30 protein-coding genes are annotated in these 26,134 nt (G+C 66.4%); 24 read left to right on the forward strand and 6 right to left on the reverse strand.

What is annotated here, in order from left to right:
- Together G9465_RS06040 and nikR are read right to left on the reverse strand one after the other, a co-directional pair.
- Window positions 1-1,278: an urea ABC transporter substrate-binding protein gene (locus G9465_RS06040; RefSeq protein WP_166968303.1), complete on the reverse strand. Its 1,278-nt coding sequence runs from the start codon at window positions 1,276-1,278 to the stop codon at window positions 1-3.
- A 309-nt stretch (window positions 1,279-1,587) separates the two neighbouring features.
- Entirely contained in the window at window positions 1,588-1,998 is a 411-nt protein-coding gene (gene nikR, locus G9465_RS06045; protein WP_166968304.1) for a nickel-responsive transcriptional regulator NikR, read from the reverse strand.
- Between the two features lie 104 nt (window positions 1,999-2,102).
- On the opposite strand from nikR, the gene G9465_RS06050 reads away from it, so the two are divergent.
- From G9465_RS06050 to G9465_RS06130, 17 genes are all read left to right on the forward strand, one after another.
- On the forward strand, window positions 2,103-2,747 hold the full coding sequence (locus G9465_RS06050) for an energy-coupling factor ABC transporter permease (protein ID WP_166968305.1): 645 nt from the start codon (window positions 2,103-2,105) through the stop codon (window positions 2,745-2,747).
- Window positions 2,740-3,039, forward strand: a complete 300-nt coding sequence (locus G9465_RS06055; protein WP_166968306.1) for a PDGLE domain-containing protein — start codon at window positions 2,740-2,742, stop codon at window positions 3,037-3,039. Before G9465_RS06050 ends, G9465_RS06055 begins: the two co-directional genes overlap by 8 nt.
- The gene (gene cbiQ, locus G9465_RS06060; RefSeq protein ID WP_166968307.1) at window positions 3,029-3,820 is read left to right on the forward strand and encodes a cobalt ECF transporter T component CbiQ; all 792 of its coding nucleotides are present in this window, start codon (window positions 3,029-3,031) and stop codon (window positions 3,818-3,820) included. Before G9465_RS06055 ends, cbiQ begins: the two co-directional genes overlap by 11 nt.
- The gene (locus G9465_RS06065) at window positions 3,817-4,605 is read left to right on the forward strand and encodes an energy-coupling factor ABC transporter ATP-binding protein (RefSeq protein ID WP_166968308.1); all 789 of its coding nucleotides are present in this window, start codon (window positions 3,817-3,819) and stop codon (window positions 4,603-4,605) included. The genes cbiQ and G9465_RS06065 overlap by 4 nt, the downstream gene beginning before the upstream one ends.
- Before the next feature lie 166 nt (window positions 4,606-4,771).
- On the forward strand, window positions 4,772-5,251 hold the full coding sequence (locus G9465_RS06070) for an urease subunit beta (protein WP_166968309.1): 480 nt from the start codon (window positions 4,772-4,774) through the stop codon (window positions 5,249-5,251).
- Window positions 5,248-6,954, forward strand: coding sequence for an urease subunit alpha (gene ureC / locus G9465_RS06075; protein WP_166968310.1), 1,707 nt, complete (start codon window positions 5,248-5,250; stop codon window positions 6,952-6,954). Before G9465_RS06070 ends, ureC begins: the two co-directional genes overlap by 4 nt.
- Window positions 6,951-7,295, forward strand: coding sequence for an urease subunit gamma (locus G9465_RS06080; protein WP_166968311.1), 345 nt, complete (start codon window positions 6,951-6,953; stop codon window positions 7,293-7,295). Before ureC ends, G9465_RS06080 begins: the two co-directional genes overlap by 4 nt.
- Window positions 7,292-7,915: an urease accessory protein UreG gene (gene ureG, locus G9465_RS06085; RefSeq protein ID WP_166968312.1), complete on the forward strand. Its 624-nt coding sequence runs from the start codon at window positions 7,292-7,294 to the stop codon at window positions 7,913-7,915. The genes G9465_RS06080 and ureG overlap by 4 nt, the downstream gene beginning before the upstream one ends.
- Window positions 7,915-8,886, forward strand: coding sequence for an urease accessory protein UreD (locus G9465_RS06090; RefSeq protein ID WP_166968313.1), 972 nt, complete (start codon window positions 7,915-7,917; stop codon window positions 8,884-8,886). Before ureG ends, G9465_RS06090 begins: the two co-directional genes overlap by 1 nt.
- A complete protein-coding gene (locus tag G9465_RS06095; RefSeq protein WP_166968314.1) occupies window positions 8,886-9,485 on the forward strand; it encodes an urease accessory protein UreE in 600 nt (199 codons plus the stop codon). The genes G9465_RS06090 and G9465_RS06095 overlap by 1 nt, the downstream gene beginning before the upstream one ends.
- Window positions 9,482-10,171, forward strand: coding sequence for an urease accessory protein UreF (locus G9465_RS06100; protein WP_166968315.1), 690 nt, complete (start codon window positions 9,482-9,484; stop codon window positions 10,169-10,171). The genes G9465_RS06095 and G9465_RS06100 overlap by 4 nt, the downstream gene beginning before the upstream one ends.
- Before the next feature lie 170 nt (window positions 10,172-10,341).
- The gene (locus G9465_RS06105; protein WP_166968316.1) at window positions 10,342-10,794 is read left to right on the forward strand and encodes a histidine kinase; all 453 of its coding nucleotides are present in this window, start codon (window positions 10,342-10,344) and stop codon (window positions 10,792-10,794) included.
- A 193-nt stretch (window positions 10,795-10,987) separates the two neighbouring features.
- Window positions 10,988-11,377 (forward strand): nuclear transport factor 2 family protein, encoded by a 390-nt coding sequence (locus G9465_RS06110; RefSeq protein ID WP_166968317.1) that lies wholly within the window; start codon window positions 10,988-10,990, stop codon window positions 11,375-11,377.
- Window positions 11,378-11,447: 70 nt separating this feature from the next.
- Window positions 11,448-12,530 (forward strand): M20 family metallopeptidase, encoded by a 1,083-nt coding sequence (locus G9465_RS06115; RefSeq protein ID WP_166968318.1) that lies wholly within the window; start codon window positions 11,448-11,450, stop codon window positions 12,528-12,530.
- A gap of 58 nt (window positions 12,531-12,588) precedes the next feature.
- Window positions 12,589-14,088: a carboxypeptidase M32 gene (locus tag G9465_RS06120; protein ID WP_166968319.1), complete on the forward strand. Its 1,500-nt coding sequence runs from the start codon at window positions 12,589-12,591 to the stop codon at window positions 14,086-14,088.
- Between the two features lie 88 nt (window positions 14,089-14,176).
- On the forward strand, window positions 14,177-15,163 hold the full coding sequence (locus G9465_RS06125; protein ID WP_166968320.1) for a methyl-accepting chemotaxis protein: 987 nt from the start codon (window positions 14,177-14,179) through the stop codon (window positions 15,161-15,163).
- Between the two features lie 63 nt (window positions 15,164-15,226).
- Window positions 15,227-16,048 carry a molybdopterin-synthase adenylyltransferase MoeB gene (locus G9465_RS06130; RefSeq protein ID WP_166968321.1) on the forward strand — a complete coding sequence of 274 codons (822 nt, stop codon included), beginning with the start codon at window positions 15,227-15,229 and terminating at the stop codon, window positions 16,046-16,048.
- A 23-nt stretch (window positions 16,049-16,071) separates the two neighbouring features.
- Here G9465_RS06130 and G9465_RS06135 read toward each other — a convergent pair whose 3' ends face one another.
- Complete coding sequence (locus tag G9465_RS06135) at window positions 16,072-16,983, reverse strand: ABC transporter substrate-binding protein (RefSeq protein ID WP_166968322.1); 912 nt, start codon at window positions 16,981-16,983, stop codon at window positions 16,072-16,074.
- 102 nt (window positions 16,984-17,085) lie between these two features.
- Between G9465_RS06135 and G9465_RS06140 the strand changes: the two genes are divergently transcribed.
- The 4 genes from G9465_RS06140 (at window position 17,086) to G9465_RS06155 (ending at window position 19,857) form a co-directional block, all read left to right on the forward strand.
- Window positions 17,086-17,565 carry an RNA-binding protein gene (locus tag G9465_RS06140; protein WP_166968323.1) on the forward strand — a complete coding sequence of 160 codons (480 nt, stop codon included), beginning with the start codon at window positions 17,086-17,088 and terminating at the stop codon, window positions 17,563-17,565.
- Between the two features lie 61 nt (window positions 17,566-17,626).
- Window positions 17,627-17,986, forward strand: a complete 360-nt coding sequence (sepF, locus tag G9465_RS06145) for a cell division protein SepF (RefSeq protein WP_166968324.1) — start codon at window positions 17,627-17,629, stop codon at window positions 17,984-17,986.
- A gap of 66 nt (window positions 17,987-18,052) precedes the next feature.
- Window positions 18,053-18,997 (forward strand): ABC transporter ATP-binding protein, encoded by a 945-nt coding sequence (locus G9465_RS06150; RefSeq protein WP_166968325.1) that lies wholly within the window; start codon window positions 18,053-18,055, stop codon window positions 18,995-18,997.
- A gap of 74 nt (window positions 18,998-19,071) precedes the next feature.
- Window positions 19,072-19,857 (forward strand): ABC transporter permease, encoded by a 786-nt coding sequence (locus G9465_RS06155; protein ID WP_394353976.1) that lies wholly within the window; start codon window positions 19,072-19,074, stop codon window positions 19,855-19,857.
- A gap of 293 nt (window positions 19,858-20,150) precedes the next feature.
- Here the strand turns inward: G9465_RS06155 and G9465_RS06160 are convergent, their stop codons facing one another.
- Entirely contained in the window at window positions 20,151-20,543 is a 393-nt protein-coding gene (locus G9465_RS06160; RefSeq protein WP_166968327.1) for a DUF5611 family protein, read from the reverse strand.
- Window positions 20,544-20,581: 38 nt separating this feature from the next.
- The gene (locus tag G9465_RS06165; protein ID WP_166968328.1) at window positions 20,582-21,430 is read right to left on the reverse strand and encodes a hypothetical protein; all 849 of its coding nucleotides are present in this window, start codon (window positions 21,428-21,430) and stop codon (window positions 20,582-20,584) included.
- Window positions 21,431-21,576: 146 nt separating this feature from the next.
- On the opposite strand from G9465_RS06165, the gene G9465_RS06170 reads away from it, so the two are divergent.
- From G9465_RS06170 to G9465_RS06180, 3 genes are all read left to right on the forward strand, one after another.
- Entirely contained in the window at window positions 21,577-22,605 is a 1,029-nt protein-coding gene (locus G9465_RS06170) for a PKD domain-containing protein (protein WP_166968329.1), read from the forward strand.
- Window positions 22,606-23,111: 506 nt separating this feature from the next.
- Window positions 23,112-24,224, forward strand: coding sequence for a PPC domain-containing protein (locus G9465_RS06175; protein WP_166968330.1), 1,113 nt, complete (start codon window positions 23,112-23,114; stop codon window positions 24,222-24,224).
- Window positions 24,225-24,617: 393 nt separating this feature from the next.
- Window positions 24,618-24,911, forward strand: coding sequence for a DUF6432 family protein (locus G9465_RS06180; RefSeq protein WP_166968331.1), 294 nt, complete (start codon window positions 24,618-24,620; stop codon window positions 24,909-24,911).
- On the opposite strand, the gene G9465_RS06185 is transcribed toward G9465_RS06180, so the two are convergent.
- Window positions 24,908-26,083, reverse strand: coding sequence for an MBL fold metallo-hydrolase (locus G9465_RS06185; RefSeq protein ID WP_166968332.1), 1,176 nt, complete (start codon window positions 26,081-26,083; stop codon window positions 24,908-24,910). The genes G9465_RS06180 and G9465_RS06185 overlap by 4 nt on opposite strands.
- Between the last annotated feature and the right edge of the window lie 51 nt (window positions 26,084-26,134).

Here is a 26,134-nt window from a genome sequence, read left to right on the forward strand (position 1 = left end):
CTATCCGGCCTCCTCGTAGAAGTCCTGCGGGGTGTACTGCGTCTCCTCGTCCTCTTGGGTGAGGTCACAGCCGACCGTCTCCGAGAGGAACGTCTCGGGGATGACCCGGTCGTCGACGGCCTTGACGTTGTGCTGGTCGTCGGCGCGCATGACCCACATGTGGTGGTCGACGTGGTGGGTCGCGCCGTCGAGTTTGATGGATTCGCCGTCCGGGGCCTCGGGGGCCTCGTAGGTGATGCCGGATTCGAGGGCCTCCTTCACTTCGGGTTGTTCGGTCGTCCCGGCCTGCTCGACGGCCTTCTTGTACATGTAGATGGAGAAGTAGTTGTTCTCCGCCTCCTCGTTGAGGTAGGGGGCGTCCGGGAACTTCTCGTAGTACCGGTCGACGAAGCCGCCCTCGCTGGTGTTGCGGGTCGTCGGAATCTCCTCCATGTAGTTGACCCCGGCGTAGATGTTGGCCATCGCGGGCGGGTCCAGACGGCGGTGTTCGTACCCCTGTGCCATCGCCGTCGAGGTGCCGATGGGCACGTCGAGGCCGGCGGAGGCCTTCTGCTCGTAGAAGGAGGTGTGGTTCGCGCCGACGAGCATCGACATCACGAAGTCCGGTTCGGCCTCCTGAATCCGGTTGATGGTCGACCCGAACTGGGAGTTAGACAGCGGGATGAACTCCTCGCCGATGACCTCGGCGTCGTTCTCGTCGGCAAGTACCTTCACCCAGTCGGCCGATAGTTGGCCGAAGTTGTAGTCCGCGGCGATGGTGTAAATCTTCGGCCCGTACTCCTCGACGAGGTACGGCAGGACGCTTCCGAGTTGCTGGCGGGCGGTCGGCCCGACGGCGAAGACGTTCTTATCACAGACGCCGCCCTCGTACTGGGTCGTGTAGAAGTACAACTGGTCTTCGCGGTCGATGATGGGGCGGATGGCCTCACGCGTCGCAGAGGAGTAGCCGGCCCAGAGCGCGTCGACGTCCTCCTGTTGGATGGCCCGGCGAGTGAGTTCCTGATAGCGCTGGTTGTCGGATTGGGGGTCCGGGTCGAACACCTCTATCTGCTTGCCGTCGATGCCGCCGTCGTTGTTTATCTCCTCGATGGCCAGCATCGACGCCTTGTGTTTCGGGTCGCCGACCAGCGCGAAGTTGCCCGACCGGTCTTCGAGCACACCGAGCGTGAGCGTGTCGTCACCCGAGGCCGACCCGCCGGAACACCCGGCCAGTGCGGTGCCGGCCAGCGCCGCCGACGAGGCGAGGAAGCCACGCCGATTCGTGAGGCCGTCGGTCATACGTTTGCCTCCGAAGACGGGGAAGAATCATTCACCTTAATGACGTCTTTAGTGTACGTACCAACACGTTTCTCGCTGATACTCGGACGTTCGTCCATGATTTCGTTCACGTCCTTCCCCTTCAGCAGTACGTAAATAAGGTTTACTCATCCAATCTTATACTCTCCTTCATATCGTGAGAAGAGTATAAGGATGTGTTAGGTGGGGGAAGAAAACGAGATGTACGAACGATTCGGGGCGATAATCTTGCAAATCTACAAATTTTGCAGATGGCGAGCGCGGAGCCAGCAAAGAGTGCCGCGAAATGCCCTACTCGTCGACGACGACGACTTTCACCTGCTGGACGCCGCTGAGTGCGCGGAGTCGGTTGGCGAGTTCCGTGATCTCGCTGGCCGCCCCCTCGACGACGAGCGTCTCCATGCAGGTGTCGTGTGAGAGGTGGATGTGCTGGACGGAGGTGATGGCCTCGGCCATCTCGTGTTGGATGGTCTGGAGGTCGTCGGCGATACCGGAGACGTGGTGGTCGTGGACGACCACGATGGTCCCGTGGTGGCGCTCGCCGCCGCTGGTCTCCCACTCGTAGTCTGCGAAGAAGTCCCGTAGCGAGTCCCGAATCGCCTCCGACCGACTGGCGTACTCCCAGTCGTCGACGATGCCGTCGAGTCGGTCGACCATCGACGACGGGAGCGTGAGGCTGATACGGTCGATGTCGTCGGTCATACTCCGGCGTACGACGGTGGGGCTAATATGGCTGGCCACCCCGCCGCCGACAGTAATACTGCGCGATACCGAAGTATTATTTGTCGCGCTGAGGACCCAACGGTATGCACATCCCCGACGGATACGTGGACCTGTCCATCGCCGTGCTCTGTGCCGTACTCTCCGTCGCGGTCCTCTCTGTCGCCGCCCGACGCGTCGGTGGCGAGGTGTCCGACGCACGCGCGCCGCTGCTCGGCGTCGTGGCCGCTGGCGTCTTCGCCGCACAGATGCTCAACTGGCCGATACCCGGCGGGACGAGCGCGCACTTCGTCGGCGGCGCGTTCGCCGCAATCCTGCTCGGCCCACATCTGGGCGCGCTCTGTATCGCCACCGTCGTCACGATTCAGGCGCTCGTCTTCGGCGACGGCGGCCTCGTCGTCCTCGGCGCGAACGTGTTCAACATGGCTATCGTGGAGGTGTACGTCGGCTACGCCGTCTATCGTCTCCTCACCCCCTACGGCGAGTTCCGCGCGGCTTTCGCCGCCGGATGGCTGGGTATCACCGCCGGGGCGCTCACCGCCGCCGTCCAACTGGGTCTCTCCTCGGCGTTCGAGTACCAACTGCTGACGACGGTGGCTATCATGGGCGTCGGCCACCTCGTCCTCGGCCTCGTCGAGGGTGCTATCACCGCCGTCGTCTACCGCTACCTCGCCCGCGCCCGCCCGGACCTCCGACCGGACGCGGCCCCGGAGGTGGCTGCCGATGCGTGAGTGGCTGCCGAAGGCGTTCGCGCTCCTGCTCGCGCTGACGTTGCTCGCACCGGTGTTCGGGTGGGCGGCCGGACAGGTCGGCTACGCCGAACCGCTGGAGAACGCCGCCGAGGCCACGGGTGCGACGGACGACGCCGAGTCCACCGTGAGCGCCCCGCTCCCGGACTACGCCGTGCCGGGCCTCGGGAGCGCCGCCGGCACGTTCGTCTCGGCCGTCGTCGGGACGGCGCTGACGCTGCTGGCCGCGCTTGCACTCGGCCGACTGCTGGGGGCCGACGCGGATGCGGACTGACCTGCTGGACCGCACCGTCGCGGGTATCGCGGCCCGAGCGCGGTGGTTCCTGCTGGCCGAGGACGTCCCCGACCGGCGCGGGTTCCTGCAAGCCGTCGCGCCGAGCGTCAAGCTACTGGGCGTCCTCGCCCTCGTCACGGTCACCGTCGTCCAGCGCGACCTCCCGACTGTCGCCGCGCTGGCGGGACTGGCGGCCGCGCTCGCTGTCCTCTCTCGGGTGCCGGCCCGCACCTTCTTCGGGCGGGTGACCGGCCCGCCGACGTTCGCGCTGGTCGTCGTCGCGCCACAGGCGGTCCTGATGGGCGGGCCGACGCTCGACTGGGTGCCGTTGTCGGTCGCCGGCGTCGACTACGTCGCGACGTTCACGATTCGCGTGGCCGCCTGCGTCGGCTTCCTCTCCGTGCTCCTGTTGACGACGCGCTTTGCCGACCTGCTGGCCGCGCTCCGGCGGCTCCGCGCGCCGACCGTCGCCGTCTCGCTGCTGGCCATCACCTACCGGTTCCTCCTGTTGTTCTTTGCGGAACTGGAGCGGATGGTCCGCGCCCGTCGCGGTCGCACGCTCACGGACCCCGATCTGCGGCGGACGTGGCGCGACTCGGGTAACTTCGTCGGCACCTTCCTGCTTCGCAGTCTCGAACGTGGCGAGCGCGTCCAGCGGGCCGCCCGCGCCCGCGGTGGTACGGGGACGACGCCGGCCCGGTCCCGGGACTCGCTCGGTACCGCCGACCTCGCGTTCGGCGTGGTCGTCCTCGTCGCCGTCGCCGGGGTGGTGTTCGCGTGACCGCTCTCGACGCGACGGGCCTGCGGTACGCCTACCCGGACGGGACGCTCGCCGTCGACGGCGTCGACGTCACCGTCGACGCGGGCGAACGGGTCGCCCTCCTCGGCCCGAACGGCGCCGGCAAGAGCACGCTCCTCCAGTTGCTCGGCGGCCTCGTCGACCCCGACGCCGGGACGGTCCGGTACTTCGGCGAGACGACCGACGCCGACGCGGTACGGGACCGCCTGAGCGTCCTCACGCAGAACCCCGCGGAGTACCTGTTCAACCCGACCGTCCGGGAGGACCTCGCCTACGGCCCGACCCAACAGGACCTCACGGCGGCCGAAGTCGACCGGCGCGTCGAGCGCGTGGCCGACCAGTTAGACCTCGGGGACCTACTGTCGAAGCCGCCGTTCCGACTCAGTGGCGGCGAACAGCGACGGGCCGCGCTGGCGAGTGCGCTGACGGTCGAACCCGACGTCCTGTTGCTGGACGAACCGGTGAGCAACGTCGACGCGGCCAACCGCGCCGAGATACTGTCCCTGCTGTCGGACCTCTCAGCGGACGGCGTCACCCTCGTCACGTCGACGCCCGATACGGAACTGGTCCCGCACGTCGCAGACCGCGTGGTGCTGCTCGACGCCGCTGGCGAGGTGGCCGCGACGGGACCGGCCCGCGAGATACTGACCGACACCGACCTGTTGACCGACTGTGACCTCCGCCCGCCGCAGGTCGTTCGCCTCTTCGACGGTCGCGAGGACGTGCCGTTGACGGTTGCCGAGGCGCGGGCCCGACTCGACGGCTGATTGTGGACGAACGTCCAGACGACCGTCGCCGAGGACTACATACTGGTGAAAGTAAAGAACTGAGTGGCGCTATTTGCGCCGAGAGGAAGTTGCTTATTACACCTGTCCAAACGGACACCCATATGTTGGACAAACAGTCGGAAACAACGACGGGACGGGGGTCGTCGTGACCGAGGGCCTCGTTCCCGGCGAAGTCGTCGCCGGCGACGGCACCGTGACGCTGAACGAGGGCCGAGAGACGACGGAGGTGACCGTCGGTAACACCGGCGACCGCCCGGTTCAGGTCGGGTCGCACTTCCACTTCTTCGAGGCCAACGCCGCGCTGGCGTTCGACCGCCGCGCGGCCTTCGGGATGCGACTGAACATCCCCGCGGGCACGGCCGTCCGGTTCGAACCCGGCGACGAGCAGACCGTCGAACTCGTCGCCATCGGCGGCAAGCGCGTCGCCCACGGGATGAACGGCGCGGTGAACGGCAGTGTGAGCGAGGCGCGCTCGGAGAGCGGGCCTCGGGACAGCGAGCGGGGAGCGAACGCGACCCGCGAGACGAGGCTGAGCGAGGCGCTGGAGCGACTACGGGCCGCCGGGTTCCGTGACACCGGTGACGCGAGTTCCGATTCTGACACCGCCGAGGAGGCCGAGGAATGACCCGCGAGATGGACACGGAGGCCTACGCCGAACTGTACGGTCCGACGGAGGGCGATAAGGTCCGACTCGGCGACACCGAACTGTTCGCCGAAGTCGAGGAGGACCTGCGCACGCACGGCGACGAAGCCGTCTTCGGCGGCGGGAAGACACTGCGTGACGGTCTCGGGATGGCCCCCGGCGTCACGCAGGAGGAGGGCGCGCTGGACTGGGTGCTGACGAACGCGACCATCATCGACCCGGTACTCGGCATCGTCGCCGCCGACATCGGCATCCGGAACGGCGAGATAGCCGGCATCGGGAAGGCCGGCAACCCGGACACGATGGACGGCGTCGACATGGTCGTCGGCCCGTCGACGGACGTCTACCCCTGCGAGGGGAAGATTGCGACCGCCGGGGCGCTGGACATCCACGTCCACTGGAACTCCGCTCAGCTCCACGAACACGCTCTCTCGGGCGGCATCACGACGATGCTCGGCGGCGGCTACGGCGGCGGTGCGACCACCTGTACGACCGGGCCGGAGAACGTCAAGCGACACCTGCAAGCCGCCGAGGCGTGGCCGGTCAACGTCGGGTTCTACGGCAAGGGCAACGCCTCGGACCCGGAACCGCTACGCGAGCAGATCGAGGCCGGGGCCTGCACCCTGAAACTCCACGAGGACTGGGGGTCGATGCCAGAGGCCATCGACACGTGTCTGGACGTGGCCGAGGAGGAGGACGTGCAGGTCTGCATGCACACGGACACGCTCAACGAGGCCGGCTTCGTCGAGAACACGTTCGACGCCGTCGACGGCCGGACGATGCACCTGTTCCACATTGAGGGGGCTGGCGGGGGCCACGCGCCGGACATCATGGAGATGGTCGGCCAGTCGAACATGCTCCCGTCCTCGACGAACCCCTCGATGCCGTACACCGACAACACGTTCGACGAACATCTGGACATGGTGATGGTGTGTCACCACCTGAACCCCGACGTGCCCGAGGACGTGGCCTTCGCCGAGTCCCGCGTGCGCGCGGAGACCATCGCCGCCGAGGACGTCCTACACGACGTGGGGGCCATCTCGATGATGACCACTGACTCACAGGCGATGGGTCGGATGGCCGAACTCGTCCCGCGGACGTGGCAGACGGCCTCGAAGATGAAGTCCCAGCGCGGCCCCCTCCCCGAGGACGAGGGGTCGGGCGCAGACAACTTCCGCATCAAACGGTACATCGCGAAGTACACGGTCAACCCGGCTATCTCGGCGGGCATCGAGTCGTACGTCGGGACGCTCGAACCCGGCAAACTCGCCGACGTGGTGCTGTGGGACCCCGCGTTCTTCGGCGTCAAGCCCGCGATGACGTTCAAAGGCGGGTTCCCGGTCCACTCGGAGATGGGCGAAGCCAACGGGTCGCTGATGACCTGCGAACCCATCGTCCAGCGCGAACGCGCCGGCGCCGTCGGCAAGGCCAAACACGCGCTCTCGCTCTCGTTCGTCTCGCCGGCCGCCGCCGAACGCGGCGTCGGCGAGGAGTACGGTCTCGACACCCCCGTCGTCCCCGTCGAGGGCACCCGCACGCCCGGCAAGGACGACATGGTGTACAACGACTACTGTCCCGACGACATCGAGGTCGACCCAGAGACGTTCGAAGTGCAGGTCGACGGCGAGCACGTCACCTGCGAACCGTCCTCCGAACTGCCACTCGCACAGCGGTACATGCTATGAAACTCACAGCCAAAGAGCAGGAACGACTCACCGTCTTCACCGCCGCAGAGGTCGCGCGACGCCGCAAGGAGCGCGGCGTCCCGCTGAACCACCCCGAGGCCGTCGCCTACATCAGCGACTGGTGCATCGAACGGGGCCGTGACGGCCAGTCGGTCGCCGAGATTCGCTCCGGCGCCTCTCAACTGCTGGGCCGCGAGGACGTGATGGAGGGCGTCCCGGAGATGATCGACATGATTCAGGTCGAACCGGTGTTTCCCGACGGGACGAAACTCGTGACGGTCCACGACCCCATCCGCTCGGACAGCGTGGGGACGGCCGACGGAGAGGCCGACGAACCATGAGCCTCACCCACCGCGACGTGGCGACGGTCGGCATCGGCGGCCCGGTCGGCTCGGGCAAGACCTCGCTGCTTACGGAACTCGTCCCGCGCCTCCGCGAGGAAGGGCTGGACGTGGGCGTCATCGCCAACGACATCCTCACCCAAGAGGACGCGGACCGACTCCGCGAACGGTTCGCCGGCGTCGTCCCCGAGGACCTCGTGGCCGGCGTCGAGACGGGCGCGTGCCCGCACACCGGCATCCGTGAGGACCCGTCGATGAACCTCCAGCAGATAGACTCGTTCCTCGCCGAGCACCCAGAACTGGACCTCGTCCTCGTCGAGAGCGGCGGGGACAACCTCGCGGCGACGTTCAACCCCGAACTCGCGGACTACTCGCTGTACGTCATCTCTGTCGCGGAGGGCGACGACATCCCGCGCAAGCGGGGTCCCGGCGTCGTCGACTGCGACTTGCTGGTGGTGAACAAGACGGACCTCGCGCCACACGTGGGTGCCGACTTGGACCTGATGGAACGGGACGCCCGCGAGGTCCGGGAGGGGCCGTTCGTCTTCACCAACTGCAAGGCCGAGGAGGGCGTCGACGAGGTGCTCGAACACGTCCGCGAGGGGGTACTGTTCGCCTGATGGCGACCGACGCGCCGGAGGCGCGAGCGGAGCGAGACGGCGAGGACGCGCCGGACCCGGAGCGTGACGCGCACGACCCCGCCGTCCCCCATCCGGCCTTCGAGGGGTACGCCACAGAGTCGCCGCCACAGGCCGCCGTCGGTGCGCCGGGCAAGGACGGGGTCCTCGAACTCCGCTTCGCGCCGACCAGCGACGGGACGAAACTCGTCCACGACTACGCGACGGTGCCGTTCCACGTCTCGGGGACGCTGGGCCACGACCCCCATCCCGCGGCCGAGACGGTGTTCCTCCAGTCGCCGACGGGCGGCATCGCACAGGGGGACCGCCACGACCTGACCATCGCCGTCGAGGACGACGCCGTCGCCCACGTCTCGACCCAGAGTTCGACGAAGGTCCAGTCGATGAACGCCAACTACGCCGCCGCCGACGCGACGCTGTCGGTCGGCGCGGGCGGGCATCTGGATTACGTTCCGGAGCCGACGATTCTCCACGCCGACGCGCGCTACTGTCAGGACTTGACGCTCGAACTCGACGCCTGCGCGACGGCCGTCCTCGCCGATATCGTCGTGCCCGGACGCCTCGCCCGCGGCGAGCGATTCGAGTTCGAGCGGTACCTCTCCCGGGTCCGCGCCGAGGGACCCGACGGCCTGCTGTTCGAGGACGCGACCCACCTCACGCCCGCGGACGGCGACCCGACGGCCCCCGGAGTCCTCGGGGAGTTCACCGTCTACGGGACGCTGTTCGTCGTCGCGCCCGACAAAGACGCCGAGGCGCTCTCGGACGCCCTGCACGAGACGGTCACCGACGCGGACGCACGCGCCGGTGCGACCGCACTCCCGAACGGGGCCGGCGTCGCCGTGCGCGCACTGGCCGACCGGGCCGAGACGGTCCAGTCGACGCTCGACGCCGCGTGGGACGACGCTCGTCGGGACCTGCTCGACGCACCCGCACCGTCCGGGAGGAAGTACTGATGCTGGTCGCCGAGACGTATCTGGGCCACCGCGAGGACGCCGACCTCGCGGCCCGACTGGCCGACGCCGACCCCGTCCGCGTGGTCCTCTCGGACACCGAACGACAGCGCTCTCGGGTTCGCACCGAATCGACGGACGGTGAGGACGTCGGCATCGTCGTCGCCCGTGACCTCGCCGACGGCGACGTCCTCGAAACCGACGACGGCACCCTCGTCGTGGTCGAACTCGCCGCTATCGAGGCGCTGGTGCTTTCGTTCGCCGACGCCGACGTCTCGCCGACGGCGGCGCTGGAACTGGGGCACGCGCTGGGCAACCGCCACTGGGACCTCGCGATGCGCGACGGCGAGGCGCTGTTCCCGGTGCCGGACACCCGCGAGCGGATGCTGGCCGCCGTCGAAGACGACCTCCCGACGGGCGTCGAAACTCGCTTCGAGTCCGTGCCGCCGACGACGTTCGACGACGCCGACCCCGACCACAGCCACGGGGGCGACGGCCACGACCACTCGCACGGGGCCCATGCCCACAGCCACGACGATGGTGCGCACTCGCACGACCACCACGACCACGCCGTCCGGACTATCGAGGGGGACGACCGATGAGCGACGACGCGACCCTCGAAGCGTTCCGACTGGCCGACTCCTTTCTCCCGGTCGGCACCTACACCGTCTCCTACGGTCTCGAACAGTTCGTCGCTGACGACCGAGTGACCGACGCCGACGACCTCGAAGCGCTCCTCGAAACGTACCTCCGGCGGCAGGTCGGTCCCGCCGAACTGGTGGCGCTCCGGGCGGCCCACGCCGCCGCTCGCGAGGGTGACCTCGACGCCATCTGTGCCGCCGACCGACGACTGGCGGCGGTGACGCTGGCCGCGGAGTTCCGGGAGAGCGCCCAGCAGTCCGGGGACCGCCTCCTGTCGCTCCAGCGGGACCTGCGCGAGAACGACCTGCTGGAGCGGTACGCCGAGAGAGTCGCCGCCGGCGACGCGCCGGGCAACTACGCCGTCGTGCTCGGCGTCGCGGCCGGACTGGCGGGTATCGACGTGCGGCAGGCCTGCCTGCTGTGCTGTCACGGCTTCGTCACCGGCTTACTCGGCGCGGCCCAGCGCCTCCTCTCGCTGGGCCACACCGACGCCCAGCGCGTCCTCGACGACCTGCGGCCCGTGATGGCCGAGGCCGCCGACGAGAGTGCGGACCGCTCGCTCGACGACATGACGCCGTTCGCGCCGCTGGTCGACGTCCTCGCCGCCGACCACGAACGGGCCGAGCGGCGCCTGTTCGCGAGTTGAGCGCGGAACCGACGCGCCCTACACCGCTTTTCGAACGGGACCGCGCCCGTCTCACACACCGAGCCGGCCGCCGGGTTGCGATTCCCCTTCCTTCAACGTAGCGGGGCTGTGTGCGCTCGCCGCCCGCTCAGGTCGGCTATTTGAGAGCCCCACGAGCACCCGGAGACGCAATGGCAACACAGACTGCGACCGACACCGGACTCGTGCTAGACGACTGGCAGGCCGGTGTCGCCGGTGGTATCGGCGGTGCGACAGTGATGGCGGTACTCATCTCCGTGATGAACGCGGCGGTCCTGAAAGGTGCGATTCCCGGCCTCTACGGTCTCTCGGGAGGTGTCGCGGGGTGGACGGTTCACCTCGCGCACGGCGCCGTCCTCGGCGTCGTCTTCGCGGCGCTCGTCGAATCTGGCGTCGTCGGCCGGTCGACGGGCGCGACGGTCGGACTGGGCGTCCTCTGGGGCGTCGTGACCTGGGTCGGACTCGCCGCCCTCGTGATGCCCGTCTGGCTGAGCGCCGTCGGCTTCCCGATGGCGCCGCCGTTCCCGAACTTCGCGGTGCCGAGTCTGCTGTGGCACGTCGTCTACGGCGGCGTGTTGGGCGTGGCCTACGCGGTACTGCGGTAGCGGGCGTCGGAGTACCTCGGGTTCTCGGCAGACGAGTAATCGGCCGTTTTCTCACAGGGGTCGAGCGGTCCGCGTTCTAGCCTGCCGTGATAGCGGCCGGCGTCGACGACTCCTCTCACTAACCGTTCCGTACTCGCCGGTAGCCTGCGACTGTCGAAGGTTCTCGGGGTCGAACTCGTTCGACGGTGGTAGGATGGCCTCGACCGAAGAGACGTTCACCAGAGCGCACATTGAGGACGTCTTGCGAGCGTTCGAGACTGGAGACGTGGCGGCCGCAGCGGAGTTCTGGGCAGACGACGGCGTATTTATCGACCCACACTACCCCGAGCCCGAGTACCGTGGCCCGGACGCGGTCCGCGAGGCGCTCGAATGGGCGCTCGAAACCATCGTCGAACAGCCCGGTCTGACCGTTCGGCACGTCTGGGAAGCCGACGACACCTTCGCCGTCGAAGTGGACACCCACCACACGATGAAAGACGGTAGCGAGGCGGACTTCCGGCAGGTGTTCGTCGTCGAGACGGAAGACGGCGAGATAACCCGCTGGCAGTCCTACCTCCCGTTCCCACCGTCCGCCGAGGCGTAGGCGGCGTCGCGCTTTCCGCGCCGCCGCACCCGTCCACCAGAGCCAAACGTACCGCGTGCCACCCTCGGGTATGCACGTCGCCGACCTCACAGAGGAACTGGTCGCCATCCCGAGCCACGAGGACGAGTCCGCTGCCGGCGAGTTCGTCGCCTCGTGGCTCCGGGACCACACCGACGCCGTCGTCGAACGCGACGACCACGGCAACGTTATCTCCCGGAAGGGGCCGGGCGACGGCGAGTCGCTCGCGCTCGTCGGCCACCACGACGTCGTCCCGCCGGACGAGTCACAGGTCGACGCCGACGGGGGCTACGTCGTCGATCGTGCGGACGGCCGCATCCACGGCCGGGGCAGCGCCGATATGAAGGGGAGCGTCGCGGCGGCGATGCTGGCGTTCGCGGCGGCCGACACGCCCGCAACCGACGAACTCGTCTTCGCCTCCTTTGCCGGCGAGGAACAGGGCGGCGTCGGCTGTCGGGCCGCTATCGAGGACGGCTTTCGGGTGGACTACGCCGTCGTCGGCGAGGGGTCGACGGGCTACTCTGCGCCGGGGGTCACCGACGTGGCCGTCGCCCACAAAGGCCGTCGCGGGTCGACTATCGTCGCCGAGGGAACTGCGGCCCACGCCAGCGAACCCGACGCCGGCGAGAACGCCATCTACCGCGCGACGGACGCCGTCGACGTGGTGCGGGACCTCGACTTCCCGTCGACCGAGGTGCTTGGCCACGAACTGTCCGGAAGCGTCGCCGTCACCGAAATCGACGGCGGGTCGGCGTGGAACGTGATTCCGGAGCGCTGCGAGGCAACTGTCGACGAGCGGACGGTTCCGGGCGAGCGCGCGCCGCTGGACCGCGTGGCGGCCATCGAGGGCGTCTCCCTGCGTGTGGACCAAGACCTCCCGCCGATGGCCTGTGGCGACGCCGACTTCGCCGACGCCGTCCTCGACGCTGCCGATGCGCAGGACGGCGCGCCTGCACAGGTCGTCAAGCCCCACGCGACCGATGCGGGGTGGCTAGCCGACGCCGGGACGGAGTGCGTCGTCGTCGGCGCGGCCGAACCCGGCGAGGCTCACACCGCCGAGGAGAGCGTCTCTATCGACGTGCTAGAGCGGTGTCAGCGAATCTACGAGAGCGTCGTCGAGTCGTGGCTGGCGTAGCCGGCGACAGATTTCCGCCTACGCTGTCCCTTTAGGAGCGCCGACCCAACGGGGGGATATGGCAACAGCTAGCGAGACCGAGTCGACCTACGAGCAGTTCCTCGACCACGTCAAGCGCCTCCACTACGTCTCCGACGCCGGCGGGGTCCTCCGGTGGGACCAGCAGGTGATGATGCCCAGCGGTGGCACACCTGCCCGCGCCAAGCAGTCTTCTGCCCTCTCGACGCTCCACCACGACCTGCTGACCGACGACCAGTTGGGGGAGTGGCTGGACGAACTGGAGGACGCCGATCTGGACCCCGAACAGGAAGCCGTCGTTCGCGAGGTCCGCCGGGACCACGAGCGAGCGGTGAAGGTCCCCTCGGACCTCGTCGAGCGCATTTCGGAGGCCTCTTCGAACGCCCTCCCCGTCTGGGAGGAGGCCAAGGCCGAGGACGACTTCGAGATGTACGCCGACACGCTCGAAGAGATGGTCGAACTCCGGCGGGAGTACGCCGAGGCAATCGACCCCGACCGGGACCCCTACGAAGTCCTCTTCGAGGAGTACGAACCGTATCTCGGCATCGACACCGCCGAGGAAGTCCTCACGCGACTGCGCGACGAACTGGTCCCGCTCGTCGACGACGTCGCCGACAGCGACGTGACGCTCGCAGACCCCTTCGAGGGGACTTACGACGAGGACGACCAGCACGCCCTCGTCGAGCAAGCGCTGGACACGCTCGGGTACGACTGGGACCACGGCCGCCTCGACACCGCCCCGCACCCGTTCTCGACGGGGACGCAGTTCGACGCCCGCGTGACGACGCGGTTCAAGCCCGACGACCCGATGGACGCCATCGGCTCGACCATCCACGAGTTCGGCCACGCCACCTACACGCTCGGTCTGCCGCAGGAGGCCTACGGGACGCCGCTGGGCGACAACCGCGACCTCTCTGTCCACGAGTCCCAGTCGCGCTTCTGGGAGAACCATATCGGCCGCTCACAACCGTTCTGGGACCTCTTTACCGACACTGCCAACGAGCATCTGGGCATCGACGCCACGCCCCGCGAGTTCTACGAGGCCGCAAACGAAGTGTACGAAGACAACCTCATCCGGGTCGAGGCAGACGAGTTGACCTACCACATGCACATCGTCCTCCGGTTCGAGATAGAGCGCGACCTGATTCGCGGTGACCTCGCCGTCGAGGACGTCCCCGAAGTCTGGAACGACAAGATGGAGGAGTACCTCGGGGTCCGACCGGACACCGACGCCGAGGGCTGTCTGCAGGACATCCACTGGACCAACGGCGCGCTGGGGTACTTCCCCACCTATACGCTCGGGTCGGTGCTGGCTGCACAGTTGGACCACCACCTCCGAGAGGAGGTGGGCGACGTGGACTCGCTCGTCCGCGAGGGCGACTTCGACCCCATCCACGACTGGTTGACCGAGAACGTCCACCGCCACGGCGCCCGCTACGAGACGGACGACCTCGTGCAGGAAGCGACCGGCGAGTCGTTCACCGCCGACTACTTCCTCGACTACGCCGACGCGAAGTACCGCGACCTCTACGACTGCTGAGCGCCCCGCCCCTCGAACGCTCGCGTTTTCGATTTTGATTCTGTTGGGTATCGTCTTTTTTAGTGCGTATTCGAATTACAATTCACACATGGGCGACAGTAGCCACGGAGACACGGGCGTTGCAACGGAGACGGGCGTCGATGGGGACATCGACGACGACATCGACGCCGATATCGCCGAGAACATCGACAGACAGGCCGGTTACGACCACGACACCGCGAGCGAGATACAGACACTCATCGCCGAACTGGAGGACTCCTCGGTCGAAATTGCGACCGAGTCGGCCGACATCCGCGAGCGGACGGCCGAGCAGTACGAGGGGATGTCCGAGATCGCCAACGAGGTGTCGAACCTCTCGGCCTCTGTCGAGGAGATTGCGTCCTCCTCCGAGGAGGTGTCGGCGGCCACTCGTGAGGCCACGGAACTCGCCGAACGTGGACAGGGCAACGCAGAAGACGTCCACGAGGCGATGGAACGGATCCAGCGGGCCGCCGACAGCGTCGCCGAGGACGTCCGGACCATCCAGCAGGGCGTCCAGGAGATAGACGAGATCGTCGAAGTCATCAACGACATCGCCGACCAGACGAACATGCTGGCGCTGAACGCCTCTATCGAGGCCGCACGTGCCGGTGAGGCCGGGGAGGGATTCGCCGTCGTCGCCGACGAGGTCAAGAGCCTCGCCGAGGAGTCCCAGGACCAGGCGACCACCATCGAGGAGATGATCGACGGGATTCAAGACGACACGGAGAACGCCGTCGAGAGTCTCGAAGCGAGCAACGAGGAGATAGACGACGGCATCGAGACGGTCGAGGAGTCGACGGAGATTCTCTCGGACATCGACGACGCCGTCCGCGAGGTCAACCACGGTATCGAGGAGGTGGCGACGGCGACTGACGAGCAAGCGGCGTCGACCGAAGAGGTCGCCAGCATGATAGATCAGGCGACCGACGCCGCCGAGGAGATAGCGAACTCGACGGCGGACATAGCCGGTGAGGCAGCGGAGCAGACCGACCAGATTGCCAGCATCAACCGGAAGATGGACGACCTCGTCGCCGACCTCCAGCGGAACAACTGATCGCCCTCGTCACACAGCGTGCCCATCCCGTCGTTTATCCTCCCTCGGGGTCAACCCTCCACTATGCGACCGGACTTAGACCCCGAGCAACTCGACCGCTACTCCCGTCACATCATCATGGACGACGTGGGGCCGGAGGGGCAGGCGGCACTGCTCGACTCGTCGGTGCTCGTCGTCGGTGCTGGCGGCCTCGGTTCGCCGGTCCTGCAGTACCTCGCGGCGGCCGGCATCGGACGACTGGGCGTCGTCGACGACGACGTCGTCGAGCGCTCGAACCTCCAGCGACAGGTTATCCATCGGGACGACGACATCGGCCGGCCGAAAGTCGACAGCGCCCGCGAGTTCGTCACCGGTCTGAACCCCGACGTGACCGTCGACACCCACGAGGTTCGCCTCTCGAAAGAGAACGTCAGGGACCTCGTGACCGACTACGACATCGTCGTCGACGCCTCGGACAACTTCGAGACGCGCTTTCTCGTCAACGACGCCTGCACCCTCGCGGGCATTCCCTTCTCCCACGGCGCTATCTTCCGGTTCGAGGGGCAGGTGACGACGTTCACGGGCGACGGCGAGGGGCCGTGTTACCGCTGTCTGTTCCCCGAGGCACCGCCAGCGGGCACCGTCCCCGACTGCGCGACGGCGGGCGTCCTCGGCGTCCTCCCCGGCACTATCGGCTGTATCCAGGCGACGGAAGTCGTCAAACTCGCGATGGACTACGGCGAACCGCTCGACGGTCGCTTACTGGCCTACGACGCCGCCGAGATGACCGTCGACGAGGTGCCCGTCGCCCCGAATCCGGACTGTCCGGTGTGCGGCGACGACCCGGCCATCGGGAGTATCGACGAGGCAACCTACGAGGGTCGCTGTTCGCTGCCCGCGGAGTAAGCCCCCCGTCGTCGTGGGTCCGCTCAAACGCGGAGCGACGGAAGTTCCTGTACCGCGTCTCGCGGCGGTACGTCGAACAGGTCCGGATGACACAGCGCCGCCAGAAACTCCAGCGTGTCGACCAGCCGCGGCCCCGAGCGGTTGACGTAGTGGTGACCATCAACCACGTACGCTCGGCCCTCGCGGACCGCGGTGAGGTCGTCGAACCCCGGCCGTTCGGTCAGGTCCGAGAGGTTCTCACGAGTCTGGTCGACGTCGAAGCCACAGGGTGCCGCCACTAGTACGTCGGGGTCGTACTCCCGCACTTCGTCCCACTCGCGGGGCCGGGAGTGGGCGCCCCGCTCGGCCATCCCGTAGACGCCGCCCGCTTTCTCGACCATCTCGGGAATCCAGTGGCCGGCCACCATCACCGGGTCCAGCCAATCGAGGACGGCCACGCTGGGCGTCTCGCTCGCTCGCGCGGCCGTCGTCTCGACGGCGACGACTCGCTGACGGAGGTTCGCCACGAGGTCGGTCGCCGCCTCGTCACGCCCGATGGCCGCGCCGACGCGGTGGATGGAGCCGAAGAGGTCGTCGAGGCTGTGGACGTCGAGCGTCAGCACCTCGGCGTCCAACCCGAGGTCGTCGACGGCCTCAGCGACCAGCACGTGGTCGACGGCACAGACGTCACAGACACCTTGCGTGACGATGACGTCGGGATCGACGGCGGCGAGCGTCTCCCGGTCGATGGCGTAGACCCCGTCGCCGGACTCGGCGTCTGCGACCTGTTCGTTTATACTGGCGCTAGACGCATCGGGGTCGACGCGAGAGCGGTTGACCGACGGTCGCTCGCGGGCCGCCGGCGGGTAGTCACACTCGTGTGAGACGCCGACCGGTTCGACGCCGAGACCGTAGACGATTTCGGTAGCCGACGGCAGCAGGGTGACGACGCGCATACGCTCGCTACGGCCCGCCGGGTCTAAAGGCTCCCCTCGCGGCCGTCCCGGTCACACTAATCCTTCGTTACGCTTACCGTCCGTGACCCCGCAGACGCTCGTATGAACGTCAAATCGCGGCACCACCTCCGCTCGGACGAGGTCGATGCCATCGCGACGGCGCTTTCTGACAACCTCGGTGTCGAACTCGACGCCGACACCTTCGAGAAGGTCGAGTTCGAGGACAGCGACTGGGACGTCGTCCTCGTCGACGGCGACCCCCTCGTGCTGTATATCGACGGAGAACCGTTCCTCACCGTCGAGGGCGCGAACGCTCACCCGCCCCAGAAACACGTCGTCACCGTCGACACCGGCGCCATCTCCTTCGTCTCGGACGGCGCGGACATCATGCGGCCCGGCATCACCGAGGCCGACGACGACATCAGTTCGGGCGACCTCGTCGCCATCAACGAGGAGTCCCACGGGAAGTTCCTCGCTATCGGGCGTGCGAAGACCGACGGCGACGACATGGTCGGCGACTCGGGCAAGGTCGTCGAGTCCATCCACCACGTCGGCGACGACCTGTTCGAGTTCTCGGTGTGAGATCCGAGACGAAATCCCGTCTGACGAAAAGTTGAAACGGGTAGCGCCCGCCGTGGGGCACATGGGACTCATGAGCAAGATTCTCGGCGAATCGGGCAACTCCCGGAAGACCGAGGATTACGTCGAACTGAACGCGGACGACTTCGATGCGTCGGGTGCCGAGACCGAGCGACAGGTCCGCATCGCCCGCATCAGCGACAAGCAGGACGTCATCGAGATCAAGGACGCCGTCTACGATGGCGACGTGGTCATCGCCGACATCACGCGCCACTCGACGCAGGACCGGACGATGGAACACATCAGCGACGAACTCAAACAGGTCGCCAACGAGGTCGGCGGCGACATCGTCCAGAAGGACGACGACCAACTCATCATCACCCCCGCCGGCGTCGGTATCGCCCGCGAACGTCTCGGTCGGTAGGTGCCGTCTCTCTTCTGACCCGCCGCGTTCAACGTCCTTTTCGGTGTCCACCGGGTAGGGTCAGTAATGACAGAACCGGCGATACGCGCCCGAAACTTACGAAAAAACTACGGTGACGTACAGGCGCTCGACGGATTGGACCTGACCGTCGACCGCGGCGAGTTCTTCGGTCTCCTCGGGCCCAACGGCGCGGGCAAGACGACGTTCATCAACACGCTGGTCGGCCTCGTCCACAAGGACGACGGCGACGCCGAGGTGTTCGGCTTCGACGTCGAGGACGACTACCGAGCGGCCCGCGACCGAATCGGACTGGCACCACAGGAGTTCAACGTCGACCGCTTTTTCCCGATTATCGAAGTTCTCGAACACAAGGCCGGCTACCACGGCATCGGAAGCAAAGAGGCCCACCGACGCGCCGAAGAGGCGCTGAAGACCGTCGGCATCTGGGACAAGCGGGACACCCGCTTCGACTGGCTCTCCGGCGGGATGAAACGGCGGTTCGTCCTCGCCCGCGCCCTCGTCTCGAACCCGGACCTGCTGATTCTGGACGAACCCACGGCCGGCGTCGACGTCCAGTTGCGCCACGACCTCTGGGACATCATCAACCGGATGAACGACGCCGGCACGACCATCCTGCTGACGACGCACTACATCGAGGAGGCCGAACGCCTCTGTGACCGGGTCGCTATCGTGGACTCGGGGAGCAAGGTAGAGGTGGCCTCGCCCGACGAGCTGATGTCGAGAGGCACCGACACCATCGACCTCGGTCTGGCCGACCCGCCACGGTCCGCACCGAGACTCGCCGTCGACGGCGTCACCGACGTTGCGGTGACTGACGACGGCCTCAGCGTCACGGCGGCGGGCGGGAGTCAGACTGCACCCGAACTGGTACGCGAACTCGAACGGCAGGGGTACCACGTCACGTCGCTCGACATCCGGCGGGCCTCGCTCGAAGAGGTGTTCGTCGACCTGACGCGCGACGACCGCGAGTACGCGGAGGTGTCCGCATGAGCCACGACACCGACGTCGGGACCAACGGTGAGCGCCCGTCGACTGCAGACGCCCGCGACGACGCACCGACGGGACTGCGTGCGCGACTCGTCGGCCTCTGGACGCTTCTGCACCGCGAGATTCTTCGCTACGTTCGCCGCCCGCGAAACACGTTCCTCCCGCCGATGATTACGAACGTACTGTACTTCACCGTCTTCGGCGTCGTACTCGGCGAGCGCATCAGCGGCGGCGACCCCGACGCCTTCGGTGGCGCCGGCTACATCCTCTTCATCCTGCCCGGACTGGTGGTGCTGGGGATGATCTCCAACGCCTTCGAGAACGCCTCGTTCTCCATCTTCCACGGCCGCTGGAACGAGTACATCCACGAAGTGCTGACCTCGCCGTTGTCTCACACCGAGATGGTGCTTGCATACGTCGCCGCCTCATCGCTCCGCGGCATCGTCGTCGGCGGCATCATCTGGGGCGTCGGCCTCGTCTTTACGCCCGTCACCGTCGCGAACCCGTTTTATCTGGTGGCGTTCACGCTCGTCATCCCGACGCTCTTTGCGTCGTTCGGCGTCATCGGCGGCCTCTGGGCGCGCGACTTCGACTACCTCACGGTGATGAACCAGTTCATCATCCGGCCGCTTGTGTTCTTCGGCGCGGTGTTTTACCCCCTCTCTGCGCTCTCGGGCATCTGGCGACAGGTCACGCTGCTGAACCCGATGGTGTACATGGTCAACGGCGTCCGCTACGGCGTCATCCCCGAGGCAGTGGCCGTCCCGCCGAACCGCTCCCTGTTCGTGCTGACGGCCCTCACCGTCGCCGTCATCTTCGTCGACATCGAACTGGTCAAGCGCGGCTACGGACTGGTTGACTGATACTGTCGGCGGTACGTCTGTCACGAACTTCGTCACCCCGGCGTGGCGAATCTCTGTACGGAGTTACAGCGGACGGTACGAAGACAGACGGACGTGCCCAGAATGCCGGATTGGGTCCGCCTCCGGCGGGGCGGACAAACTATGACAGGGTGCCCGGCTTCGTGCCGGACCACGCGGCGGTGCCGCGGCCCGGATATTTTGTGCGCCTCCGGTGGGGCGTATGTGAACATATGGCACGAGAGTATTTAGGGGTGACGGCGATCTGATGTTTCCGGAAAAACAGCGCTGCTCGCTCAGACGTTGTCCGGCGCGTCGGCGTCGTCCTCGACGGACCGCTTCAGGGAGTCACGGCGGGCCTTTGCGTCCCGACCCGTCGCCTCTTCGAGGAAGTCGTTCTTGACCGAGACGGCGTCCTCGGCGGCGTCGACGTGGCCCTCGGAGATGACCTGCTCGGCTGGCTTCTCGTCGATGTGCAGGGCCAGTTTGTCCTTCTTGCTCCCGTAGTCGACGGTGCCGGCGACGACCCGTTCGAACACGGGGTTGTCGGGGTCGTCGACGACGAGGAGGTCACTGCCGTTGTGTTCTTCGGTGTCCGTGACCGGACCGAAGTACTCCTCGACGAACGCTTCCATGTCCGGGACGCGGTCTTCGAGATGCTCGCCCCGTCGCATCTTGTACTCTCGCATGGCCGTCGTTTTGCGAGGCGCCGTCTTACTCTTTGCGTTCACTCGGTGTCGGTGACCAGCGACCCCTTGTGACACTCCGGACAGAAGTCGCCCGCGCGCAGAGAACTCGCCTCTACGGCCGTGGTGAACCCACACTCGGGACACTGGAACTGTCCCTCGGGGACGGTCACGGCGGTGTTATCGGCCGACTCGACGGCTTCCGAGTCGTGAGTGTCGTCGTCCCCTCCCAGTACCGTCTCCGGCGTCCAATCGTCGCCGTCGTCGCCCGGTTCGTCGGGCCACTGGCCGGGTTCGCGGTCGTCGGACCGAGACTCCTCGTCCTCGCCGTCGATGATGAGGGCGTCGTCCGTTTCGGGGTCCTCCGCCTCGGCGTCGGTGACTGGGTCCTCGGCCTCTGCGTCGGGGACGTGGACGTCCGTCGTCGGATTCTCCAGTTCACTGTCGCCACCTCGGTCCGCCTCTTCGTCGCTGTCGTCCAGAATCTCCGCGTCGTCGGCGTCGGAGTCGACGACGTCGGTGGCCGAGTCGCCCACGTTCATCGGCTCGGTCGGCTCGTTGGCCGGACCGTCGTCCACCTCGTCCGCCGATTCGTCTGCCGTCCTGTCGGTCGCTCCGTCGTCCGGTACCCCGACTGTCCCTTCGTCGACACCGTCGGCATCCGCCGTCGACGTCTCGTCTTCGTCGTCGACCATGTCGCCAGCGATGTCCGACGGCGTCTCGATGGCTGTTACCTCTTTGTTCTCGGAGACGATGCGCGTCTTCCCACACCGTTCGCAGGTCTCCCGTTCCTGGATGGTGATGACGACTTCGCTCCCTTGTTCTTCGCGCTCGCGCTCGACGGTGGCCTCACCGTACGTGTGCCCGAGGACGGAACATTTGAGACCCATTGTCAGTTCTTGCCGCCGTGTCCTACTTAAACCCTACCCGTCAGGCTCACGACGAACTCCCAGCGATACGTTTCGGACAATTGTTGCATTATTTGTATAGTATGAAAAAGTAATTTTATACCGTTTGGCGAGCCCAACGTCGAGCGATGCGTCTGCCCAGTCTGGTCGTGGCCGTCCTCCTCACAGCGACGCTCCTCTCGGGCACCGCGGCCGCCACAGGAAACGCGCCGCCACTCGCCGACGCCGGTCTCGACCAGACCGTTCCAGCCAATGCGACGGTGTATCTCGACGCCAACGGCACGCGTGACCCCGACGGCACTATCGCACGTGTCGAGTGGTCAGTCGAGACGCCGTCGGGCGCTACTACCTCGCCCGACTGCCGAGCGTGTCGGCAGACCCACTTCCGTCCGACTGTGGTCGGCCAGTACAACGTCACCGTGACCGTGACCGACGACGACGGCGCGACGCGGTCCGATACCCTTCACGTCGTCGTCTCGCCGTCGTCGGGACCGTCGGTGTCTCTCACCGGACCGGGGACAGTTACACGTGACGACGCCGCCACGTTCACTGCCGATACCGAGGGCACCGACACGACCCTCTCGACCCTCGCGTGGGTCGTCGACGGGAACGTCACCGACCGAACGTCCCTCTCCGGCGAGAACGCGAGCGTGAGTACCACGCACGCGTTCGGCGACGCTGGTACGCGGTCGGTTCGCGCCGTCGTCTACGACGCGGTCGGTCGGCGCGGGACTGCTACTAAGCGTGTCGTGGTGGTCACAGACGGGTCCGTCGGCGGGACGCTCTCCGATGGTGGCTCGTCGTCTGATGACTGTCACTTCTGGAACAACGACTGTCCGGGTGATGTTGTCCTTACTGACTCCACGACCGGCGAACAAACAATCGTTGAGGGCAACGGTGACGGCGGTATCCAAATGTGGGTCGGCGGCGAGTATGTCACCGCTTCAAAATACGTGGATGTGGACCAGTTCCGCACGGACGACATTTCAGGGGGCTACGAATATGGGGCGCTGGAGCAGGCCGTCGAGACGCGGAAGAACCTCGAAGATGCATGGATGGATGGTAGTAGAGGAGGTCAGGTCGAATCGTCCGGTGGGTCCAGCGAGGCTGGAAGCGTCACATCCGGCTCGTCTGGTGACCCTACTACGGGTCGATAGGCGGCAACGACGACTCCGGTAGTTCCAACGACGACTCCGGCAGTACGTTCAATGGAGGGTCGCCCAGCGACCATTACGGTCGAGTGGCGGCAACGACGACTCCAACGACTTTGGTAGTGGTGGCACGGGTAGCGGCCTGTTCGCTGGCGGCACCGGGGCGGGTCTGGCCACGAACCGATAGACGACTCCGGTAGCTCCAGTAGCTCCGGTAGCTACAGCGGCGGGTCGCCCAGCGACCACTACGGGTCGAGTGGCGGTGGCGGCGATTCTGGTGGCTCTAACGACCCCGGTGGGTCCAGCAATGACGACGACTCCGGCGGTGGCGGCGGTTGCGGTACGGTCATCATCGGCGGCGTCTGCATCGGCGCGTAAACACTCAGCCCACAGCCAACCGTCCGCCTGGCCGTTTTTCTCAGACCCCTCGTTTGGACGGTCGCCTTTCTGACTCTCTCGGCTAGTTTCTGATGACTTGATTTTTCTCCATATTTATATACTCTAAGGCAAAAGTGCTAATTACAACAAGACAGAGGACTACAGAAATGCTACGAACCACGCTCTCTACGTCTCGAAATGCTCTGCTTACGGTTTTAGTTGCGGCCCTCCTGATTACGGCGGGCTGTAACGGCCTCGGCGTCGGCGAAACCGACACTGGCCCCGATGGGACAACCAGCACGCCGGAGCCGACGGCGACCCCGACTCCGACCCCGACTGTCCCCCAGAACGGAACTGACCTGCGTAGCATCTCGCTCGAACAGGATGCAGGCCGCACCTTCACTAGCGACCTCGACGGGGGCGACCCCCAGCGCGACGGCAAATACTACGAGCCGGTTGAATTTGCCGCGGAAGCCGGAACCGTTGTCAACATCACGCTCGGCGCGAATAGCGGCGACCCTATGGTGGAGCTACGCGGCCCGAACGGGACGGTCATCGACCTCAACGATGATGGCGGGATGGGCGATGCCGCCAACCTGACGATGGTGACGCTCCTCGAGACGGGGCAGTACACCATCATCGCCACGTCGAGCGAGCCGAATGAGGCGTTCATGTACCTCCTCACTGTCGAACAGTTCATCCCACCCGAACAGCGAGATGAACTGTACGCTGGCGATACGTCGTCGTGGAACCGCACCGAACAACTCGGTGAGTTTGGCTATGACTTCGCCAATGCGTTCGACAAGAGCGTTAACTGGACGACTATATCCGCCATCTCCACGAACAGCGAAGAAAACTACACTGTGGTAACATACACCATCAACCCGAAGAACTATACGGTAGACAAGATGGTGGATTTGGACGCCGCCATGCTGTACGGATACGCCGGGATGGATGACTATTACCGGACGAATGACAACGGGGTTGTTGATGGTAGCTGGGCACCCGAGCGGCTGTATTTCCGAACGGTTACGCCAGAAGGTGAACTGTATCGCGTGTCCTACCTCACATCTGAGGAAGCACGAACCTACATGGAAACCGAAAACCTCGACCGATACTACCTGACTCTCTGGGTTCACCGACACTTCGGTCCAGCGCACCCTTCCTACGTCGCGGGGGCGGACAACGCCACGTCTACGGGCGAGATAGGCAACCGGGACAAGAGCGAGGAGTTCGAGATTCGGTAGACACGCCCTGTCGGTCGGCACTATTCTCTCGGATTCTCTTTTTTTGTTCACGCGGTTTTTGTGGAATGGTATCGTCTCCGAGTATCGCGTAGACATGTGAGTTCTGCCACTCTCTGCGTTCGATAGCGGCCGAGGCGTGCGACTTCGCTTGTCCTTTATATGTCTAGAAGGATACAGTAAAAATCACGAATGGCTGATAAAGATTGACCGCCGTGTCCGAGCGTCGGCGACGACGGCCTCGATTGGTACGACGGTTTCCACGGACCTGCCATCCGTAGCAGCTATGATTCCCGTGTTTCCGATAGCGAGGTCGAGTATCGATCGAACGCATTTCGGAGCCACAGCATCAGAACGAGGGACAAAGCCAAGAGCCGGGCGGGTATAGAGGCCAGTATGAGAGCGAAGCCGGAGTATCGCGACCGGGACGAGACGGAGGTTGCGGTACTCGACGCGCTCGCGGACCGCCACAACGAGGGGATGACTGTGTTCGAGATTCGCTCGCAGGCGGACGTGAACATCGACCAGATAGAGGGCGCACTGGCGGCGCTGAAAGAGGACGACCTCATCGAGGTCGACGACGACGGCGAGCGGACCGTCATCCTCCCTGACGAGGACGTCGTCGGCCCGGACGCGACAGACGACGAGCCGTCGCTGTTCGAACAGATTCGGCGCCGGCTCCCGTTCTAGGCGGCGTCCATCGGTGCCGCGGCGCAGTTGTTCGGGCCGAGTTCGAGTTCGAAGGCGGTGTCGTCGTCGGCGTCGTCGGTGCCGAGGTTGACGGCGATGATGCGTTCGACGTTGGCGGGTCGTGGGGGAACGTCCGCACAGATGCGCTCGACGAACGTCTCCCGGTCCATATCGAACGCGGAGAGTCGCTCGCGGAGCGTCCCGAGCGGCGCGGTGTAGGTGCCGTCGTCGGCACGGTCGGCCGATTCGGAGTAGTGGCCCGGCGCGACGAGGGTCTCGTCAGGAAGCGGCGCGAGGCGCTCGGTCAGCGTCTCGTGGAGTGAGCGGGCGAGGTCCGGGGCGCCGGCGTCGCCCTCCTCTAGGTCAGGCCGAGCGACGCTCTCGAGGAAGAGGCTGTCACCGGTGAGGAGGACGCCGCCGACGCGGAACCCGGTCATGCCGGTGGTGTGGCCGGGGAGCGGAATCGGGTCGAGCGTCGTCGACCCCACAGTGAGCGTCTCGTCGTCGCCGAGTTCGGTCACGTCGAAGGTGACGCCGCGGTCGGCCGCGCGGGCGGGCAGCACCGGTTCGACGCCGTGGTCGCTGGCGAGTCGCCGCAGGCCGCTCACGTGATCGGCGTGGACGTGCGTGTCGACGGCATAGCGGAGCGTCGCGTCGGCCGCGTCGTCGACGTAGCGGTCGGCGAACGCCCGAAGCGGGTCTACGACGACCCCCTCGCTGTCACTGACCACGAGGTAGGAGAGACAGCCGGACGACGGCCGCTGGTACTGCACGACGGTCGCCGCGTCGCAAGGGACCTCGTGGCTCTCGTAGAGGCGTGCCCACCCGCGCATCCCGTCGGCGAGGTTTCGTGCGTCGATGCCGTGGTCCGTGAGGAGGCCGGCGACGAAACCGCTGGCTTCGCCGCGGCCACAGACGACGGTAATCGGGCCGTCGCCGTCTACGTCGGCCACGAGGTCGTCGACGCCGTCGGTCACCTTCGCCTGCAGGAACTTCGCGAACGGGAGCTGTGTCGCCGTGACCGACGGGCCGTCGATGTGCCACTGCTCGAACTCGTTCCGGTCGCGGACGTCGAGCAGGCGGACCGACTCGCCGGCGTCGAGGCGTCGTTTCAGGTCGGCCGCCGACAGCGAGGGATGCGCGGCCGGCGGGTCGGGGTAATCTTCGGCCATGCATCAGCTAGGTTCCGACGGCCGATAAATCGGGTGGGGGTTCTAAGCGTC

Origin of the sequence: Haloarcula sp. JP-L23, from assembly GCF_011602445.1 — an archaeon.
Lineage (GTDB): Archaea > Halobacteriota > Halobacteria > Halobacteriales > Haloarculaceae > Haloarcula > Haloarcula pellucida.

Bases quoted from the DNA above. Each gene is read 5' to 3' on its own strand.
- G9465_RS06135 (WP_166968322.1), bottom strand. From the start codon at position 16,983: ATGCGCGTCGTCACCCTGCTGCCGTCGGCTACCGAAATCGTCTACGGT.
- G9465_RS06050 (WP_166968305.1), top strand. From the start codon at position 2,103: ATGCACATCCCCGACGGATACGTGGACCTGTCCATCGCCGTGCTCTGT.
- G9465_RS06185 (WP_166968332.1), bottom strand. From the start codon at position 26,083: ATGGCCGAAGATTACCCCGACCCGCCGGCCGCGCATCCCTCGCTGTCG.
- G9465_RS06105 (WP_166968316.1), top strand. From the start codon at position 10,342: ATGGCAACACAGACTGCGACCGACACCGGACTCGTGCTAGACGACTGG.
- G9465_RS06115 (WP_166968318.1), top strand. From the start codon at position 11,448: ATGCACGTCGCCGACCTCACAGAGGAACTGGTCGCCATCCCGAGCCAC.
- G9465_RS06040 (WP_166968303.1), bottom strand. From the start codon at position 1,278: ATGACCGACGGCCTCACGAATCGGCGTGGCTTCCTCGCCTCGTCGGCG.
- G9465_RS06095 (WP_166968314.1), top strand. From the start codon at position 8,886: ATGCTGGTCGCCGAGACGTATCTGGGCCACCGCGAGGACGCCGACCTC.
- G9465_RS06170 (WP_166968329.1), top strand. From the start codon at position 21,577: ATGCGTCTGCCCAGTCTGGTCGTGGCCGTCCTCCTCACAGCGACGCTC.
- ureG (WP_166968312.1), top strand. From the start codon at position 7,292: ATGAGCCTCACCCACCGCGACGTGGCGACGGTCGGCATCGGCGGCCCG.
- G9465_RS06100 (WP_166968315.1), top strand. From the start codon at position 9,482: ATGAGCGACGACGCGACCCTCGAAGCGTTCCGACTGGCCGACTCCTTT.
- G9465_RS06080 (WP_166968311.1), top strand. From the start codon at position 6,951: ATGAAACTCACAGCCAAAGAGCAGGAACGACTCACCGTCTTCACCGCC.
- G9465_RS06160 (WP_166968327.1), bottom strand. From the start codon at position 20,543: ATGCGAGAGTACAAGATGCGACGGGGCGAGCATCTCGAAGACCGCGTC.
- G9465_RS06150 (WP_166968325.1), top strand. From the start codon at position 18,053: ATGACAGAACCGGCGATACGCGCCCGAAACTTACGAAAAAACTACGGT.
- G9465_RS06180 (WP_166968331.1), top strand. From the start codon at position 24,618: ATGAGAGCGAAGCCGGAGTATCGCGACCGGGACGAGACGGAGGTTGCG.
- G9465_RS06165 (WP_166968328.1), bottom strand. From the start codon at position 21,430: ATGGGTCTCAAATGTTCCGTCCTCGGGCACACGTACGGTGAGGCCACC.
- ureC (WP_166968310.1), top strand. From the start codon at position 5,248: ATGACCCGCGAGATGGACACGGAGGCCTACGCCGAACTGTACGGTCCG.
- G9465_RS06055 (WP_166968306.1), top strand. From the start codon at position 2,740: ATGCGTGAGTGGCTGCCGAAGGCGTTCGCGCTCCTGCTCGCGCTGACG.
- G9465_RS06125 (WP_166968320.1), top strand. From the start codon at position 14,177: ATGGGCGACAGTAGCCACGGAGACACGGGCGTTGCAACGGAGACGGGC.
- G9465_RS06110 (WP_166968317.1), top strand. From the start codon at position 10,988: ATGGCCTCGACCGAAGAGACGTTCACCAGAGCGCACATTGAGGACGTC.
- G9465_RS06140 (WP_166968323.1), top strand. From the start codon at position 17,086: ATGAACGTCAAATCGCGGCACCACCTCCGCTCGGACGAGGTCGATGCC.
- cbiQ (WP_166968307.1), top strand. From the start codon at position 3,029: ATGCGGACTGACCTGCTGGACCGCACCGTCGCGGGTATCGCGGCCCGA.
- G9465_RS06130 (WP_166968321.1), top strand. From the start codon at position 15,227: ATGCGACCGGACTTAGACCCCGAGCAACTCGACCGCTACTCCCGTCAC.
- nikR (WP_166968304.1), bottom strand. From the start codon at position 1,998: ATGACCGACGACATCGACCGTATCAGCCTCACGCTCCCGTCGTCGATG.
- G9465_RS06120 (WP_166968319.1), top strand. From the start codon at position 12,589: ATGGCAACAGCTAGCGAGACCGAGTCGACCTACGAGCAGTTCCTCGAC.
- G9465_RS06090 (WP_166968313.1), top strand. From the start codon at position 7,915: ATGGCGACCGACGCGCCGGAGGCGCGAGCGGAGCGAGACGGCGAGGAC.
- sepF (WP_166968324.1), top strand. From the start codon at position 17,627: ATGGGACTCATGAGCAAGATTCTCGGCGAATCGGGCAACTCCCGGAAG.